At 40.3% G+C, this 16,683-nt stretch carries 16 protein-coding genes; 2 read left to right on the forward strand and 14 right to left on the reverse strand.

Going from position 1 to position 16,683, the window contains the following annotated elements; all coding sequences use genetic code 11:
• Window positions 1-41: 41 nt before the first annotated feature.
• The 3 genes from D8793_RS04340 to nagB form a co-directional block, all read right to left on the reverse strand.
• Entirely contained in the window at window positions 42-1,208 is a 1,167-nt protein-coding gene (locus D8793_RS04340; RefSeq protein WP_185761000.1) for an MFS transporter, read from the reverse strand.
• A 232-nt stretch (window positions 1,209-1,440) separates the two neighbouring features.
• Entirely contained in the window at window positions 1,441-2,784 is a 1,344-nt protein-coding gene (locus tag D8793_RS04345) for a D-alanyl-D-alanine carboxypeptidase (protein WP_125370681.1), read from the reverse strand.
• A 106-nt stretch (window positions 2,785-2,890) separates the two neighbouring features.
• On the reverse strand, window positions 2,891-3,598 hold the full coding sequence (gene nagB, locus D8793_RS04350; RefSeq protein ID WP_125370682.1) for a glucosamine-6-phosphate deaminase: 708 nt from the start codon (window positions 3,596-3,598) through the stop codon (window positions 2,891-2,893).
• A gap of 317 nt (window positions 3,599-3,915) precedes the next feature.
• Here nagB and queA point away from each other — a divergent pair, with 317 nt between their 5' ends.
• Together queA and D8793_RS04360 are read left to right on the forward strand one after the other, a co-directional pair.
• Entirely contained in the window at window positions 3,916-4,944 is a 1,029-nt protein-coding gene (gene queA / locus D8793_RS04355) for a tRNA preQ1(34) S-adenosylmethionine ribosyltransferase-isomerase QueA (protein ID WP_125370683.1), read from the forward strand.
• 13 nt (window positions 4,945-4,957) lie between these two features.
• Window positions 4,958-5,428, forward strand: a complete 471-nt coding sequence (locus D8793_RS04360) for an arginine repressor (protein ID WP_005590761.1) — start codon at window positions 4,958-4,960, stop codon at window positions 5,426-5,428.
• Between the two features lie 93 nt (window positions 5,429-5,521).
• Here the strand turns inward: D8793_RS04360 and D8793_RS04365 are convergent, their stop codons facing one another.
• The 11 genes from D8793_RS04365 to D8793_RS04415 form a co-directional block, all read right to left on the reverse strand.
• Window positions 5,522-6,856 carry a dipeptidase gene (locus D8793_RS04365; RefSeq protein WP_125370684.1) on the reverse strand — a complete coding sequence of 445 codons (1,335 nt, stop codon included), beginning with the start codon at window positions 6,854-6,856 and terminating at the stop codon, window positions 5,522-5,524.
• A gap of 20 nt (window positions 6,857-6,876) precedes the next feature.
• Window positions 6,877-8,391, reverse strand: coding sequence for a YfcC family protein (locus D8793_RS04370; RefSeq protein WP_045499182.1), 1,515 nt, complete (start codon window positions 8,389-8,391; stop codon window positions 6,877-6,879).
• A gap of 212 nt (window positions 8,392-8,603) precedes the next feature.
• Window positions 8,604-9,551: a carbamate kinase gene (gene arcC / locus D8793_RS04375; RefSeq protein ID WP_125370685.1), complete on the reverse strand. Its 948-nt coding sequence runs from the start codon at window positions 9,549-9,551 to the stop codon at window positions 8,604-8,606.
• 158 nt (window positions 9,552-9,709) lie between these two features.
• Entirely contained in the window at window positions 9,710-10,726 is a 1,017-nt protein-coding gene (gene argF / locus D8793_RS04380; protein WP_005590765.1) for an ornithine carbamoyltransferase, read from the reverse strand.
• A gap of 58 nt (window positions 10,727-10,784) precedes the next feature.
• Entirely contained in the window at window positions 10,785-12,014 is a 1,230-nt protein-coding gene (arcA, locus tag D8793_RS04385) for an arginine deiminase (protein ID WP_125386869.1), read from the reverse strand.
• Window positions 12,015-12,318: 304 nt separating this feature from the next.
• Window positions 12,319-13,005: a Crp/Fnr family transcriptional regulator gene (locus D8793_RS04390; protein ID WP_125370686.1), complete on the reverse strand. Its 687-nt coding sequence runs from the start codon at window positions 13,003-13,005 to the stop codon at window positions 12,319-12,321.
• A 304-nt stretch (window positions 13,006-13,309) separates the two neighbouring features.
• Window positions 13,310-14,089 (reverse strand): YhfC family intramembrane metalloprotease, encoded by a 780-nt coding sequence (locus D8793_RS04395; protein WP_125370687.1) that lies wholly within the window; start codon window positions 14,087-14,089, stop codon window positions 13,310-13,312.
• 234 nt (window positions 14,090-14,323) lie between these two features.
• Window positions 14,324-14,623 carry a hypothetical protein gene (locus D8793_RS04400; protein WP_125370688.1) on the reverse strand — a complete coding sequence of 100 codons (300 nt, stop codon included), beginning with the start codon at window positions 14,621-14,623 and terminating at the stop codon, window positions 14,324-14,326.
• Entirely contained in the window at window positions 14,620-14,988 is a 369-nt protein-coding gene (locus tag D8793_RS04405) for a hypothetical protein (protein WP_125370689.1), read from the reverse strand. Before D8793_RS04405 ends, D8793_RS04400 begins: the two co-directional genes overlap by 4 nt.
• Window positions 14,970-16,226: a hypothetical protein gene (locus D8793_RS11870; RefSeq protein ID WP_185760996.1), complete on the reverse strand. Its 1,257-nt coding sequence runs from the start codon at window positions 16,224-16,226 to the stop codon at window positions 14,970-14,972. Before D8793_RS11870 ends, D8793_RS04405 begins: the two co-directional genes overlap by 19 nt.
• Complete coding sequence (locus D8793_RS04415) at window positions 16,223-16,639, reverse strand: hypothetical protein (protein ID WP_125370690.1); 417 nt, start codon at window positions 16,637-16,639, stop codon at window positions 16,223-16,225. The genes D8793_RS11870 and D8793_RS04415 overlap by 4 nt, the downstream gene beginning before the upstream one ends.
• Between the last annotated feature and the right edge of the window lie 44 nt (window positions 16,640-16,683).

Consider the following 16,683-nt stretch of genomic DNA (forward strand, 5'->3'; position numbering starts at 1 on the left):
AAACAAAAAAGAGCTGAAAAAATTCCAGACTCGTTTTTTTCTTATCCAAATAAATTCTGATTCTTTTTTTCAGGAACTTTCAAGAAGAGAGCAAGCAAGAGCACTAGACCTATAATTACTGCCAACATGAAATTCATACTACCATAGCCAAAACGATCTAAGATAGACCCTGACATATTCTGGATGAAAATTGTTCCTAGATTTCTCCCTGTCTGTAGTAACGCAAAAGCGGTCACCAAATATTTTTCATCTACTAAATTTGCCACGATGCGCAGACTAAGCATAGTCAGTACCATGCCAGAAGCATGCTTGGAAAGCAGAGTGACTACGATTTTCGAGCCTAAGCCAAAGTTTAAAGCATAAACCGCATACTGAAGAAGCATCATACCTAAGCAGATATAGAGCAACTTTTTGACAGCTATCTTATCCATGAAAAGATAGGAATAAAAGATCAAGGGTGCCTCACAGAGTACAGAAACTGCGACAACAGTCGTTGCCCAATCAACACTTAAGCCACTGGATTCTAGCATGGAAGGAATATAGGTATGCCCTGTATTGCCAACACCAGAGTAAAGGGCAACAAGGAAAAGATAAAAAAGATAGGTTCTGTTTTTAAGAATGGCTGAAAAAAGCGAATGGCCTCGTTTTTCAGTCTTTTTAGTTAATCTATCTCGCTTGGGATTCATGCCAAGAACTCCTAAAATACTCAGCAACATAGTCCCGATAAAGACCAGATAGATCGCCTGGGGAGAAATATTCTTATAAATCAAACCTGCCAGCTGTGAACCGACGGCATAACCGATTGTTCCCCAAATTCGAATTTTCCCATATTTATAAGGACTTTGGGTTGCTAGTACATCCATCACAGTGCCCACCCCATTGATGAGCATCAAGACAAAACTGTACCAGATGGCCAAGAGCCATAGATTATCAGCCTCCATGAAAAAAATGTCTCCCAGGATAATCAGAAAAAAACTGATAAGCGAAACTCTCTTGATGCCAAGCGTATCCGTTAACAGCCCCATGATCGGCTGAGCCAGCATGGAAGAAAAGAAAGAAGCTGATACGACGATAGATACTTGACCAGCCGTGTAGCCCTTATCCAGCATATAAACGGATATCAAGGTCGAAAACAATGAATTGGACAGAAAATAAAAATTATACATCAAAAAATAAGCCAAATAGCTATTAGAAAACTTTTTCCCCATCATCAAAACCTCTCCAAAAATAGAATAGAGAGTGGGACAGAAATCGGTAATTCGTTAGAATTCGATTTCGTCGTCCCACCTCCGCACAGTTGAGTAGGGCTGTAAAAGCTGATGAAATCAGCGTAGTAGAGCCCACTCAACCACTGCGTCTTGCTCGACAATCCAAAGACAATTGAGAGGCTAGGACTTTTGTCCCAGCCTCTATCTCAGCTTGCAAAATAAGCACAAGCCTTTATTTAAATCTTTGCTTTCTAGCTCTTGCTTTAGCTTTTCTCGATTTCCGATTCTCAATATAGAAAATCAGGACAATAATGACAATTGGCAAGGCAATTAACCAGCGGTTGCTCAGCAAGTCACTATACCAAGTTTTATTATTTTCTTTCTTAGTGACTTCTTCTTTGGCAGACTGGGTGACAGAAGCATCTACTTCCTCCACTTTCATCTCATCAGAGATCTTTGGAGAGAGCGTGTATAGATCATTTCCGGCCTTCAAGACACCATTCTCAACTACAGGCTTTGCCTTCACATCTTTTTTGATTGTCGCATAAAAATCTTCTGGCAGATTGTAAGTTTTTCCATCAATCTCCTGCTTCCCTTTAGAGAACAGTTTCTTGTACTCATAGTCAGCATAAGATTTTTCAATCAAGGCATTTCCAAATGGATGGCGGTAATATTCACCATCTTGGTCAGACCAGTCACCAACACCCATGATGACTCCAATCACGCGCTGATTTCCACGCTTGACAGTTGCAATGTAGTTGAAGGCACCGTTCGGACTTGATCCTGTCTTCAGACCATCTACTCCCTCTAGAGCATAGCGAGCACCTGGCAGAGAGTAATTATAAGTCTCAAATGTTTCTTCATAAGGCGTGCCAGCCTTGACAGTCACCTTAGCCTGATTGGTATAATTTAAAATATCTGGATAGTTCTTTACAAAATTATAAACTAAAATTCCTAAATCACGTGCCGTTGTTTGGTTGCTAACGTAGTTATTATATCTCTGAGGTGTGTAATAGCCCTTGAAAGAAACTGCTGCTGCACCACTGGCATTAAACCATTTGGTGTTGGTCATGCCTAGTTCCTGTGCTTTCGCGTTCATCTTATCCAAGAAAGCATCGGGATCGTTATCTGATAGGTAATTTGCCAGCATCACTGTTGTTGCGTTAGAAGAGGGTACAACTGTCATGGTAATCAGCTCAGAAACAGTATAATTGACTCCAGCCACGATTTTATTATTGGAAATTTCATAAATTTCCGCAACCGCCTGATCTTGCGGTGTCGCCTTAATCACCGTATCTAAACTGAGTTTTCCCTCTTTAATGGCTTCAAAAACCAAGTACAAGGTCATGATCTTACTCATGCTAGCTGGATCGCGAACCTCATCAATGTTATCCTGCCACAGTATATCGCCCGTATTTCCGTCAATCATCAAAGATGACTTAGGGCGATTGATTGCTTGTACATTTTCATTGGGATACATTTTTCGTGCCATATCTACCAATTCATCTGCCGCAGCAGAAAGCGGTGATAGAAAGGCAGACAAAATCAATCCAAACACCAAAAACTTCTTCTTCACATTTATCCTCCAAAAAAATTCATTCCTAACTAGTATATCATATTTTTAATCAAGTTTTTGATAAATATAAAAAATCCTATCTAAAAATTAGATAGGAAATAGATTGTTAGGCTTCTAATAAACTTAGAGCTTCTTTGTCTGCAATAATCACGACATCTTCATGGCCTTGAAGGGCGCTAGCTGGCACCGTTTCTGTTACCTCTCCTCGGACTGTTCCTGCAATGGCTTGAGCTTTAGAAGCGCCATAGGCAAAGAGGATGATTGATTTTGCATCTAAGATATTCCGAATTCCCATTGAGATGGCTTGAGTCGGTACGTCCTCTATCTTATCAAAGAAGCGAGCGTTTGCTTGGATAGTTGACTGCTCCAAATCGACAATATGGACAGTGCTATCAAAACTAGTTCCTGGTTCATTAAAGCCAATATGACCATTGGTTCCAATTCCCAAAATTTGCAAATCTACTGGATGATCAGCCAAGACTTGATTGTAGCGTTTCACTTCTGCTTCCACATCTTCTGCTGCACCGTTTGGCAAAAAGCTTTCTTTGAAAGGCTTTTTATTAAATAGCTGCTCATTCATAAAGTAACGGTAAGATTGGGGATTATCTTCTGAAAGTCCCACATACTCATCCAAGTTTACACTGGTCAGCTCTGACAAATCTAGGTCACTGGCAATAATTTGCTTGTAAAACTCAATCGGGCTACTTCCTGTTGCTAACCCCAATGTTTTGGCCCCCTGAGCCAACTTTTCTTTCAAGATTTCTAAAGCTACTTTTGCGCCTTCTACTTGATTCTCAACACGAATAACTTTCATTCTGTTCTCCTATTTTTCTTGATTGATTCCTTATTTTATTATATGGTATAGACCAATTTTTGTCAAGTAGATTCTACTTAATTTTTTCAAATTTTACTGAGAGACTTAGCGTCAAATCATGGTATAATAAAAGCATGCTATTACCAATGATTATAATCTTTTTACTGGGAATTGCTCTTTTTACCGCTGGGCTTTTCTTGAAAAAATATCTCGGTTGGCAACTAATTTTTTTATGCTTAGGAATTTTCTTTATCAGTATTCCCTTTTTACTTGCCGCCTACTATATTTGGATCATGAGAACTATTTAAGGAGATAGAATGAATACTGCTGATTTTGATTTTCACTTGCCGGAAGAACTGATTGCTCAGACCCCTCTGGAGAAGCGAGACTCTTCTCGCCTACTCATTGTAGATCGGGAAACTGGCCAGTTTATTGACCAACATTTTGACAATATTATTGACCAACTTGAGCCAGGTGATGCCTTGGTTATGAATAATACCCGTGTCCTGCCAGCTCGCCTTTATGGGACCAAACCTGAAACCGGCGGTCATGTAGAACTCCTGCTCTTGAAAAATACCCAAGGAGACTCTTGGGAAGTCCTAGCTAAGCCAGCCAAACGACTCAGAGTCGGAACGCGTGTTTCTTTCGGCGATGGTCGTTTGACTGCCACCGTTACAGAAGAGCTGGAGCACGGTGGACGAATTGTTCGCTTTGACTATCAAGGCATTTTCCTAGAGGTCCTAGAAAGTTTGGGTGAAATGCCCCTGCCGCCTTATATCCATGAGAAGCTAGAGGATCGTGAACGCTACCAGACAGTCTATGCCAAAGAAAACGGCTCCGCTGCCGCTCCAACCGCTGGCCTCCATTTCACAGAGGAATTGCTGGATAAAATTGCGGCAAAAGGCGTTAAGCTCGTCTACCTGACCCTGCATGTGGGGCTTGGAACCTTCCGACCTGTATCAGTTGACAACTTGGAAGAGCATGAGATGCATTCCGAATTTTATAGTTTGTCTGAGGAAGCAGCTGAGACCCTGCGCCAAGTCAAGGCAAGCGGCCACCGCATCGTTGCTGTCGGCACCACTTCTATCCGAACATTGGAAACAATCGGCAGCAAATTCGAGGGTCAAATCCAAGCAGACTCCGGCTGGACCAATATCTTTATTAAACCAGGCTATCAATGGAAGATTGTTGATGCTTTTTCAACCAACTTCCACTTGCCGAAATCAACCCTTGTCATGCTGGTATCAGCTTTTGCTGGACGCAAACTGACACTGCAAGCCTATGAGCATGCTATCACTGAGCGCTACCGCTTCTTTAGCTTTGGCGACGCTATGTTTATCAAATAATACAGGTGAATCTATGAATAAAATCGAAAGTAGGCATCGCCTCATTCGCTCCCTCATCATGGAAAAAAGAGTCCATACCCAGCAGGAACTTCAAGAACTACTGGAAGCAAATGGCGTCATTGTCACCCAGTCTACTCTCTCTCGTGACATGAAAACTCTCAATCTAGTCAAGGTGACCGAAAACGACAAATCCTACTATGTCATTAACAGTATCGCCCCTTCTCGTTGGGAGAAAAGGCTGCGCTTCTATATGGAAGATGCCCTCGTCATGCTCCGCCCCGTTCAGCATCAAGTCGTCATGAAAACCTTGCCCGGACTAGCCCAATCTTTTGGTGCCATTTTAGACGCTCTGGAATTACCCCAGATTGTTGCTACCGTCTGTGGAGATGATGTCTGCCTGATCATCTGCGAAGATAATCAAGCTGCTATCGAATGCTTTGATAAACTCAAAGAATTTGCACCCCCATTTTTCTTTAGTAAATGACAAAAAAAGAGTTGGAAAATCCAACTCTTTTTCGTGTTTATTCACAGTTTTTACTGGTAAAAATCCGCAACACTGATATCTATCCTAGCAATTTTACTCTCCTGCCAAGCGGAAAATAGTCTCAGCATAGATATCCATCGCACGATAGAGATCTTCCAAAGACGCTCTTTCATTGGCCTGATGTTCCGTCTGCTCTACTCCTGGGAAAAGAGCGCCAAAGGCCACACAATTTGGCATCGTCCGAGCAAAGGTTGCCCCACCAGAGGACATAGCTGGACTAGTATCGCCAGTCTTTTCTTGGTAGATAGCCATTAAGGTACTGACTAGTTCACTATCTTTAGGCACATAAAGCGGAGCCAGATAGTCAAACTCTTCATAGTCCAGCTGGTAGCGCCCAGCAATCTCCGCTAGTTGTGCTACTAGCTGATCTTTATCCGCTAAGACAGGAATCCGAATATCAATACGGATTTCAGACTTTTCTGAGTTCAGCGTCAGACCTGCAATATTAAAGGAGAGTCTACCAGAGGGTTCATCTGAAATGTCGCCAAATAAACGGCTACCAGTCGCATCTTCTCCCACCGCTTCTGCAATAAAGGCCAGAGCAGGATGAGCTTGTAAAGGCTGCAAAACTGTCGCTAGCCGAACAATAGCATTGATACCTTCAGCTACATCCTTGGCATGCTTAGGTAGACCGAGAACAGTGACTTGTTGGTCATTTTGCTCGTATTCAAAAGCAGCTGCCTGCAAACCTGCCACGACCGGCTCCAAAAGTTCTCCTTGATAGCTGGCCTTGCCAGGCACAACATTAAAGGCCTCTCCTGCTTCTAAGTCCAGCTGATCAGAACCAGGACCATGCAGCTTGACCTGTAAGAGGCCTTTCTCAGCATAGGTCAGAGGGAAAGAAGAATCTGGTGCAAAGCCAAGCGTCGCTGTTTCTTCGAGTTCATTGTACCGCCCCATACAGCGCCAAAGTGTCTCTTCGTCCGTACCAAAGATAAAACGAACCCGCTTTTTAAATTTTACTCCGCTATCTAACAGAGCCTTGACTGCATAAAGAGCAGCCATAGATGGTCCCTTATCATCTTGGACACCACGTCCGAAGATCCAGCCGTCTTTGATAGTTGCCTCGAATGGCGGTGTCCGCCAATCCGCTTCATCACCTGATGGAACAACATCCAAATGACAGAGAACGGCCAGGAGCTCTGCTCCCTGACCGATTTCTGCATATCCGTAATAACCTTTAGGGTCAAGATAGGTAGTGAAACCTAAACTTCGACAAATCCCTAAAGTTTTTTCTAGGACATCTTGAATTGCTTGTCCAAAAGGTGTTCCATTTTCTCCCTCGTTAAGTACCGAAGGGTAGGAAATCAAAGTCTTTAATGATGTAAGAAACTCATCTTTAACTTGATTTGTTATATATGTTTTCATGGAATCACCTCACTCACTCTTTATAGGAATGGAATGAACGTTCCAAGGAGAAGGAGAGCAATGGTCACTACAATGATAGCAACTACAAGTTTGCCCATGAATTTCCACCAAGTACCAATGTTGATACGTCCAAGTGCAAGAGCTCCCATCACAATACCAGATGTTGGTGCAATCAAGTTCAAGACACCTGAAGCAGATTGGTAAGCAGTGATGATCAAGCTAGGACGTACATTGACAAATTCTCCGAGCGGAGCCATGATACCCATAGTCGCGCTGGCAAGACCAGATGAAGATGGGATCAAGAATGACATAGGCAGATAGAAGATATAAGTCAAAACGATAAAGACTTGTGAAGACAGACCGCTCAGGCCTTCTTTACCCCAGTTGAGGATAGTATCAGTAATCATACCATCGTTCATGATAACTTGGATACCACGGGCAATCGCTACGATCAAGGCTACACTGAGCAAATCAGCAGCACCATTCATGAAGGCAGAGATAATCTTGTCTTCTTTAAGACCATAAACAACACCGATAAGGATACCCATAAAGGCGAAGAGCATTGCGCCTTCTGGGAAGTACCAAGTACCCAAAGCAGCTGTAGATGAGCCAACAATCTTACCGATAACTGGAAGACCAGTCAACCAAGTATTTAAGTCTCCAAAGAGAGTAATACCTAAGTCACTCCATGGAATGAAACTCAAGACCATCAAGACGAAAGTAAGAACAAAGAGTACGAAGACATGTTTTTGTTTCTTAGTAAGAGTTGAATTAACGTTTTCTTCGTCTTCACCAACATTGAAGAATTTCATATCTTCATCACGTGTTGCATAAGTAAGAGACTTAGTTGGATCTTTTTGGATCTTATCAGCATACTTGTAAACGAACCAAGTGCTAAGACCAGTTAAAGCAAACCAGAAAATCAAACGAAGGATAATCCCTTCACCAAGACCTACACCTGCAGTTGATGAAGCAATACCTGTCGCAAATGGGTTCAAGGTAGATGCCAAACATCCAATTTGTGAACCGAGCAAGATAATGGCAACCCCAGTCAAGCTATCAAATCCAACAGCCATCATAACTGGCACAAGAAGAGGATAGAAGGCCATAGTTTCTTCACCCATACCATAAGTTGTACCACCGAGGGCGAACAAAGGCATGAGAACCAAAATCAACATTTTTTCGCGGCCCTTGTACTTCTTCACAATAGAAGCAATACCAGTGTCTAGCATACCAGTTTCATTGACAACACCAAGAAAACCACCAACCATGAGGATGAAGAAGGCTACATCAATCGCTGCACTTGTTTCTTTAATCAGCGAACCTTCCTCTGGATGAGTACCTAGCATAGCCCGAATCGGTGCCATGAGAACATCCCAAATCCCTTGCGGATTTTGAGGTTGAGCTTTGTAAACACCATCCACAAAGGCACCTGCAGGGATGATCCAAGTCAACACTGCCATAATAGCAATGATTATCAACAAGACGGTATAAGATGAAGGCATCTTAAACCCTTTTTTAGCTTTTTCACTCATTTGTTTTTCCTCCTAATGTCTAACAAAGTGCAAAAAACCAACCACTTTCTTAAATAAATATTTAAGAAAAACGCTTTCTATTTATATTTATTTTACCACATTAAGGTCTAAAAAACTAGTATTTTTTGAAAATATCGCACTTATTTTCAAGAAATATTCCTAACTTGATATAAAGACGTTAGAAATACCATATATTTTACTAGTAAAATAGCTTATTCTTTTTCAATAATTGTTCCGCTTTCAGATTCGATCAAAGCGCCAAGATTTTCAAGGGAAGTAATAACTGCTTTTCCTTCTGGACGACCGTTGACAAAAGCGATAGCTGCTTCTACTTTTGGAAGCATGCTGCCTGGGGCAAATTGGTCTTGTTTGATATATTCTTCCAGCTGAGCAACATTCACATGTTCCAATTTTGCTTGGTCTGGTTTGTTGTAGTTTACAAAGACATAATCTACACCAGTCAAGACGATGAAAAGGTCAGCTTCGACTAATTCTGCCAAGCGTTGAGAAGCAAAGTCTTTATCAATAACAGCTTCAACACCAGCCAAATGACCGTTGTCTTCCTTGATGACTGGAATTCCGCCACCACCAGCAGCAACGACCACTTGACCAGCATTCAAGAGGGTACGAATTGTTTCGATTTCCTTGATATCAACAGGTTTTGGTGAAGCAACAACCTTGCGCCAACCACGGCCAGCATCCTCTTTGAAAGTCGCTCCGCTCTTTTCAGCTTCTGCTTTTGCTTCTTCTTCTGAATAAAAAGGACCAATTGGTTTGCTCAAGTTAACAAAAGCTGGGTCATTTTTATCGACAACAACTTGTGTCACAACTGAAGCAACATCTTTCTCGATGCCTTCATCCAAAAGAGCATTTTGCAAGGCATTTTGCAGCCAGAAACCGATGCTACCTTCTGTCATAGCAACAAGTGAATCGAGTGGGAAAGCAGGGTTCTTTTCAGAATCAGCCGCCAAGTGTTGGAGCAAAAGATTTCCAACTTGAGGACCATTACCGTGAGTGATAATCAAATCATCCCCATTTTTAATCAGTTTTACAAGGTGCTTAGCTGTTTCCACCAAAGCTTCCTGTTGAGCTTTTGCTGATGGATCAGAAGAAAGAATCGCATTTCCTCCCAAAGCTACTACAATTTTACGATTTGCCATAAATTCTCCTTTATCACATTCAATTGAATGCCTTTAGATTTCGGTTTAATATTTTTTCAAATTTTTATAAGAAATAACAGATTTCCATCATATAAAAGAGGACTGGACTAAAGCTATTAGTCGCAGCCCTCATAGCTGTTGGTATTACGGTTTATAAATTATACTTTTGGAATGTAAAGGTTGCCGAGTGTAGCAGCCATAACAGCTTTGATTGTGTGCATACGGTTTTCTGCTTGATCAAAGTGGCGAGCATATTTGCTGCGGAAGACTTCGTCTGTTACTTCCATTTCTTCTACGCCAAATTTTTCAGCGACATCTTTACCGTAAACAGTATTTGTATCGTGGAATGCTGGCAAGCAGTGCAAGAAGATCAAATCTTCATTGTCAGCTTTCTTCACCAATTCCATGTTAACTTGGTAAGGTTTCAAAAGTGCAACGCGTTCTGCGAATTTGTCTTCTTCACCCATAGATACCCAAACGTCTGTGTAAAGTACGTCTGCACCTTTAACAGCTTCGTCTGCATCTTCAGTGATGAGGATGTGTGCGCCGCTTTCTTTCGCAAAGCCTTCTGCCAATTCAACAATTTCTTTTTCGGGGAAGAGTTCTTTTGGTGAGAAGATGTGAACGTTAACGCCAAGGATAGCTCCTGTTACCAGCAAGCTGTTGGCAACGTTGTTACGTCCATCACCACAGTAAACCAATGTCAAGCCTTCCAAACGACCAAAGTTTTCTTGGACTGTCAAATAGTCAGCAAGCATTTGAGTTGGGTGCCATTCGTCAGTCAAACCATTCCATACTGGAACACCTGAGAATTCTGCCAATTCTTCTACCATGCGTTGGCTGAAGCCGCGGAATTCAATCCCGTCAAACATACGTCCCAATACTTTAGCAGTATCTTCTGTAGATTCTTTCTTACCAAGCTGAATATCATTAGCACCAAGGTATTCTGGATGTGCACCAAGGTCAATAGCTGCTGTAGTAAAGGCTGCACGCGTACGAGTAGATGTTTTTTCAAACAAGAGGGCGATATTCTTACCAGCAAGATAATGGTGCTGAATATTGCGTTTCTTCAAGTCTTTCAAGTGAGCTGAAAGTCCGATTAGGTATTCTAATTCTGCACGAGTAAAGTCTTTTTCTGCAAGGAAGCTACGTCCTTGGAATACTGAATGTGTCATTCTGTTATTTCCTCTTTCTAGTTATTAAATTTTCTATTGATAAATTGTCGAACACGAATTAAACTTCTTCACGTTCAAATGGCATAGACATACAACGAGGTCCACCACGGCCCCGAACCAATTCACTTCCGCGAATCTTGATCAAGCGAAGCCCGTATTCTTCCAAAATCTTGTTGGTTACAGTATTGCGGTCATAAACCACTACCACACCAGGAGCGATAGTCAAGGTGTTAGAACCGTCATTCCATTGTTCACGTCCAGCTGCTACGATATTGCCGCCACCGCAACGAATCAAATGAACTTTTTCTACGCCAAGGTTTTGCGCAAGGAGTTCAGCCAAGTCACCTTTTTCTTCAACGATCTTCAGTTTTTCGTTTTCATAAGTAACGGAGTAAACGCGAAGGTCGCCTTCGATTTCTGGGTGAATGGTGAACTTGTCATAGTCAACCATAGTGAAGACAGTATCTAAGTGCATGAATTTACGGTTGTTAGCAAATTCAAAGGCCAATACTTTCTTGAAGCCAACATTCTTCTTGAAGATGTTCACCAAAAGTTTTTCGATAGATGCTGCGTCTGTACGTTGAGAAATACCAACTGCCAATACATCTTTAGAAAGAACTAACTCATCTCCACCTTCGATACGAGTATCTTCTTCACGGTTGTAAACCAATTCCACTTTTCCAGCGTATTCTGGGTGATATTTGAAGATGTATTTACCGTAAAGTGTTTCACGGTTACGAGTATCTGCAAACATGTGGTTGAGCGATACAGCATTACCAATTGTAGCAAATGGGTCGCGTGTGAAGTAAAGGTTTGGCATTGGATCAATCGCAAATGGATAATCTGATTCTACCAAGTCAGTCAGACCTTTCGCTTCATCAGGGATTTNTGGCAATTCAGCTTTTTGAACCCCTGCCATTGTTTTTTCAACCAATTCTTGGTTGTCCTTGATACCATGCAGCAATTCACGAATAGCTTTCTTCGTTTCGCGTCCACGAATATTTGCTTCTTCCAAATATTCTTCGATGAACTGTTCACGAATTTCTGGAGAAATCAAGGATTCAGCAGCCAATTTTTCGAGATAAAGAACTTCAATTCCTTCATCACGAANAGCTTGAGCGAATGCATCGTGTTCTTTTTGAGCATCTTCCAAGAAAGGAATGTCATCAAAAAGAAGACGTTCTAGGTAGTCCGGTAGCAAGTTTTCCAGCTCTTTGCCCGGACGGTGCAACATAACTTTTTTCAGTTTTCCAATTTCTGAGAAAACATGAATTGGATGTGTAGACATCTATTGTCCTCCTTTTCGTTGAGGTTTGGTTTCCCAATCCCTTTTATGCTATTATTCTATCATGGATTGGAAAGGCTTACACCTAAAATCTTACATTACAAATGCCAAATCCTTTGCGTTTTTTATAAAACATTATGATATTTATTTATTTTAAAGCGTTTTCTTTGCATATTTTGGTTGTTCTATTATTTTTAGGAATATATATTTTTTTGTAAAAAATATATGTTCAATTAATATTAGAATATGATCAGAAAAAGCTTTTAAATGTGTAAAAATGTTTGAAAAAAGCCAATCAAATGATTGATTAGCTTCCTTCAAAATATCTCATAAAGTAATCCTTATTCTTAAATGTCAATTTTTTATGTTCGTAGTCAATCACTTCTTCTTCTCTTAGTTTTTTTAGAACCTGATTAACTGTTTCACGTGTAGTGGCTCCTAACTTGGCCAACTCTTTCATACTCATTGGAAATGGAAGTGTATCCTGCTCTTTGCACAGATCCATGCACAAAATAGATAAAGACTGGGTTACACGGTCCGTCGCACTGGCTGAGACGACATTCCGTAAGCGCAATTCCTGAAATTCTAAAATCTGCGATAAACGCTTGGTGATAAACAACAGCTGATCAACATTCTTTTTTGAATAGTCTTCAAATAAGTCCATAGGAATGCTGAAATACTCGACATTAGTGACCGCGCTAGCCGTATAATGATAACGCTCATCGAAAAACATACCTCCATATGGAAACACACTATTCATTTTAACATAGTCCATATATGAAAAAGTATCAGTTGAATCGTACTGCTCGATACGAACATAGCCTCGATGCAGGAGGAAAAGGCGATCTCTACGGTCCCCTGAAAAGAAGATAATCTGTCCCTTGGGAATCTTGCGGAATTGAATCTCAATAGCAATTTTATCAAAAATTTCCACAGGAAAATGTGCAAATGCTGGATGCTGCCTAATAATCTGATAATGTTCCTTATTGATCATAATAACCCTTCTTACTTGCTATTAGTATTATAGCATAAATCCGCTTCCAAAAACAGAAATATATTAACCTAGCTTCATTTTAGTAAAAAGGCAATAAGGCCGAAGTAAATTCTCAACAATTTAGCTTTACTCGCTTGCTTCTACAATTCATTTTAAACATTATTCTCTCAGAACTTTTTAAATACTCCTGCTAAGTACATTAAGAATCCTTTTCTAACAAAAAGAGAGGCTAGGAAGCTTTTGTCCTAACCTCTTCTTACTATCTAATCTCGTTTAAACTCTTACCTTCTTTACTTGAGCCTCATTAAGCATTTTTACTCTTGGTATTAAAAATTGATATCGATAGAAACTTCTTAGTCAAAAATACCAGAGCAAGAAATTCTACCAAAATAATCACTTCAACCAGAATTGGCTGATTCAACCAACCAACTTGAACCAGAGCAGGAGCCAAATCAATCAAAGCATGAAAGCCCAGAGCTGCAAGAAAATAGCCTAGCCTCTTATCTTTTACAGCCGTCCAAACCCAGAAAGTCAAGAATACTTGGATTGCAAGTGCTAAAATACGCTCGAAAGCCAGTAAGTAAATTTGACCTGTCTGTAGTTTTTGTACATAAGAAATCGTCGCTTGGGGTAATTGCGCTAGCAAAGGGCTGTCCCCTTGGCTGACTAGATGAGCGAGGACAAACAGACTCAAGAGACCTGAAATACCGATGAAAAGAGCTTCGATCCCGCCGTGTCCTAAACCATAGGCCAGACTATCACCGATAGTCAGTGGACGCTTCTTTTGTAGATATCGAAAAATCACATAGCGCGCCATCTCCTCAAAGATAGCTGCCGTTGCAATGCCATACAAAACATAAAGCAAGGGAGCATTTTTCATTAGAGCAATCGTTCCATCAGCCTGAGGCTGAAGAACCAATCGATGTAGGAGATTTTCGAAAATCTGACTAGACAGATAAAATCCAACCCCTCCCAAGAGGAAAACAAGCAGGGAAATTTGCTTGGTTTTTTTAAAATAAATTACTGGAATGACTACAGCGGCTAAAATCAGCACCATAGCAATCAAAATATGCGTTTGAAGCATGAAATCGTCTCCTCAACTATTAAAAGTTTTACTAAAATTATACCTTTTTCTTTCTTAAAGTCTATCCTGTCGGGAAGCTTTTGAAATTATGAAAGGTCGATGAAAATTCATTTGTTTATCGTGAATTTTTATCAGAAAGGAAGTTGAAATAAAAGAATATATCCTNACAACTGAAATGGTAATATAAAAATTCTGATTAGAAAAAGATCAGACTGGCTTTCCATCCCGTCAGCTTTAATCTCTAAAACACTCCAATTTCTTGGTTGTTCTAGTAACCTTATCTTTAACTGCCTGCGACCACTTTCCTTGCATATTGGAATCCATATCAGAAAGTACCAAAGCTATATCTGAACGAACTTCTTCAGAGAAAGATTTTATCTTTTGCTGGAGTAATTGGCGATTCTGAGTTTGTCTTACAATACCAGCCTGCCCTATGAACCCAACATTCCACTTTTGTAGCATTTTTTCATATTGAAGAAAAGAATCATCGTATCCTCTCGTTGAATGATCTAATAAATCTGTTGTAACAATCATTGATTTCTCCTTTGCAAATGGTGCATTTGTTCTTCATTATTGTCCAAATTTCGTTGATATTGACGCTTATGTTCTGAAAATTCTTCCATTAAATCTGATCGCTTTTGATTGATAAACCATTGAACCTGCTCACTACTTTCCTGATATTCCTGACAAACCTGCCCTAATAAAATAGAATCTGGTTCAAAAACATTCAAAGCAAGGCGAAGCTGATTCATGTTTTCTTCAAACATATTACGATAAAGATAATCCGCTCTTTCTAAATCTTCTTCTCGTCTATCATAATCCTGCTTATATTCCTTGAAATCTTCTTCGATCTTTGCACGTTGATTCCGCAAGTTGCCCATTATCTCATCAAATCCCATTGTTTAAAATTCCTTGCCAATTCTTGATCCTGATCCAACTGTTTTTGAATACCAGAACGCATTTTCTGAGCAATGCCTTCAAATTCTCGCTTAAGCTCATAGGCTAACGCCTTCTTTTCGCGGTAACGCTGAAAATCCGACACGCTAATGCTTTCTCTTGTCACACCAACATCTGACAGAGCAGAGTAAATTTCAGATTCACTCAATTTGGGACCCGCAGTATAGGCCTGGCGGACAATTAGATTCCAGAGATCTTCGGCTTCTTGAATGGCATCATCATACAGACTAATCAGCAAGTCCAATCCTTTTGTTGCAATATTTTCAATGGCCGAAGCAGTAACTAAGGCCTGCTCACTGTCTAAGTAGATTTTTTCCCCTCTCGAAAGACCATCTGCTTTTAGACGATCTCGCAATCCGACCAATGAAGCCAATTCCGTGTCCAAAGACTGCAGACTGTTTTTAGCCGTCTCCAAGTAATTGAAACGCATGGCAGTGATAACCACCCTGCCATGCTCATCAATAACCTCTCCCTGCTCATTAAACTGCCAATCAAAAATCTTATGGCTAGAACCATAAACCCAATAGATGGTTCCAAAGCCATCTCCACCCTTCACACCTGCCAAGTTCCCGTCTCGGTATTGAACGACATCATCTTCAACATGACGATAATTTTTAAACAGATGAGTATTTCTCTTAAGAAATTTTTCTTCATCTTTACTCAAGGTATCATAACTAAACCAGCCATTAAAGACAGTTGTTGGAATATGATATTTTGCGCCTAGCTTAATCATATAAGCACCTTGTGAATAGCCCGTCAGTTGTGTTACATGATAGTTCTTTCTAACTTCCTGAAGAAATTCATCTGCAACCGCTAATTGTGGTGAGCTCAACTCAGGATTGATACTGGTAATCGCCCCCCTCAAATCATTAAAATCAGTAGGAGTGGTTCCCGCAGCAACTACAGCCACACTATTCGTATCTACCTGACCATTAACAATCGGCGCAACGGCCATACCCTGAAAACCAGTTGCAGGGTCATTTTTGACAGAGACAACACGGAAATCTCTCCTTCCAACTCTAACAGTATTAGTTTCTTCTGAAGATAATTCCTCATCTTTTTTATCAGTAATAATTTTATGCTTGATCTTACTTTTTAAAGCCACATCAGGATTAACACTATAAACATACCCTTCCTGATTTAAAACATTTAACTCCTTATCAGTGTAATCATATGTCATTTAAGTATCTCCTTATCTTTAGTAGAATAGATAATTATAACTTGCGAATCAGTAGATCCTTCTTTTGAAGACAATTTTTCATAATACTTCATATGGTTTTTCCCTCCAAATATTGCATTATGATTCATTGTTTCATTCAAAGAATGTATCGTTTCATACTGTAATCTTGTTCCATCAGAAAAAGTCAATTGAACATGAACATACCATCCACCAGGCTTATCAGAATAACTTGGATCACTAAATTGAATCTCTTTAATATCTTTATAGCTATTTTTTAATGCTTTCGCTAAACTCGTCTCATATTCACGATTGCGCTTTAGTACTGTTTGATGATTAAAATAGCTAATCGCGCCAAAAATCAAGAAACCAGACAGCAACACACCTAAAGCACTCATAAGAATTCGCTTCTTCATCACAGCTACCTTTCATTTTTACTTTAAACAAAAAATAAATTCTA

Source organism: Streptococcus cristatus (genome assembly GCF_003943465.1).
Classification (GTDB): Bacteria; Bacillota; Bacilli; order Lactobacillales; family Streptococcaceae; genus Streptococcus; species Streptococcus cristatus_C.

Coding starts and splice junctions, on each gene's coding strand:
- D8793_RS04390 (WP_125370686.1), bottom strand. CDS start 13,005: ATGATCAATAAGGAACATTATCAGATTATTAGGCAGCATCCAGCATTT.
- D8793_RS04360 (WP_005590761.1), top strand. CDS start 4,958: ATGAATAAAATCGAAAGTAGGCATCGCCTCATTCGCTCCCTCATCATG.
- nagB (WP_125370682.1), bottom strand. CDS start 3,598: ATGAAAGTTATTCGTGTTGAGAATCAAGTAGAAGGCGCAAAAGTAGCT.
- D8793_RS04340 (WP_185761000.1), bottom strand. CDS start 1,208: ATGGGGAAAAAGTTTTCTAATAGCTATTTGGCTTATTTTTTGATGTAT.
- D8793_RS04370 (WP_045499182.1), bottom strand. CDS start 8,391: ATGAGTGAAAAAGCTAAAAAAGGGTTTAAGATGCCTTCATCTTATACC.
- D8793_RS04365 (WP_125370684.1), bottom strand. CDS start 6,856: ATGAAAACATATATAACAAATCAAGTTAAAGATGAGTTTCTTACATCA.
- D8793_RS11870 (WP_185760996.1), bottom strand. CDS start 16,226: ATGACATATGATTACACTGATAAGGAGTTAAATGTTTTAAATCAGGAA.
- arcC (WP_125370685.1), bottom strand. CDS start 9,551: ATGGCAAATCGTAAAATTGTAGTAGCTTTGGGAGGAAATGCGATTCTT.
- argF (WP_005590765.1), bottom strand. CDS start 10,726: ATGACACATTCAGTATTCCAAGGACGTAGCTTCCTTGCAGAAAAAGAC.
- D8793_RS04395 (WP_125370687.1), bottom strand. CDS start 14,089: ATGCTTCAAACGCATATTTTGATTGCTATGGTGCTGATTTTAGCCGCT.
- D8793_RS04400 (WP_125370688.1), bottom strand. CDS start 14,623: ATGATTGTTACAACAGATTTATTAGATCATTCAACGAGAGGATACGAT.
- D8793_RS04405 (WP_125370689.1), bottom strand. CDS start 14,988: ATGGGATTTGATGAGATAATGGGCAACTTGCGGAATCAACGTGCAAAG.
- D8793_RS04415 (WP_125370690.1), bottom strand. CDS start 16,639: ATGAAGAAGCGAATTCTTATGAGTGCTTTAGGTGTGTTGCTGTCTGGT.
- queA (WP_125370683.1), top strand. CDS start 3,916: ATGAATACTGCTGATTTTGATTTTCACTTGCCGGAAGAACTGATTGCT.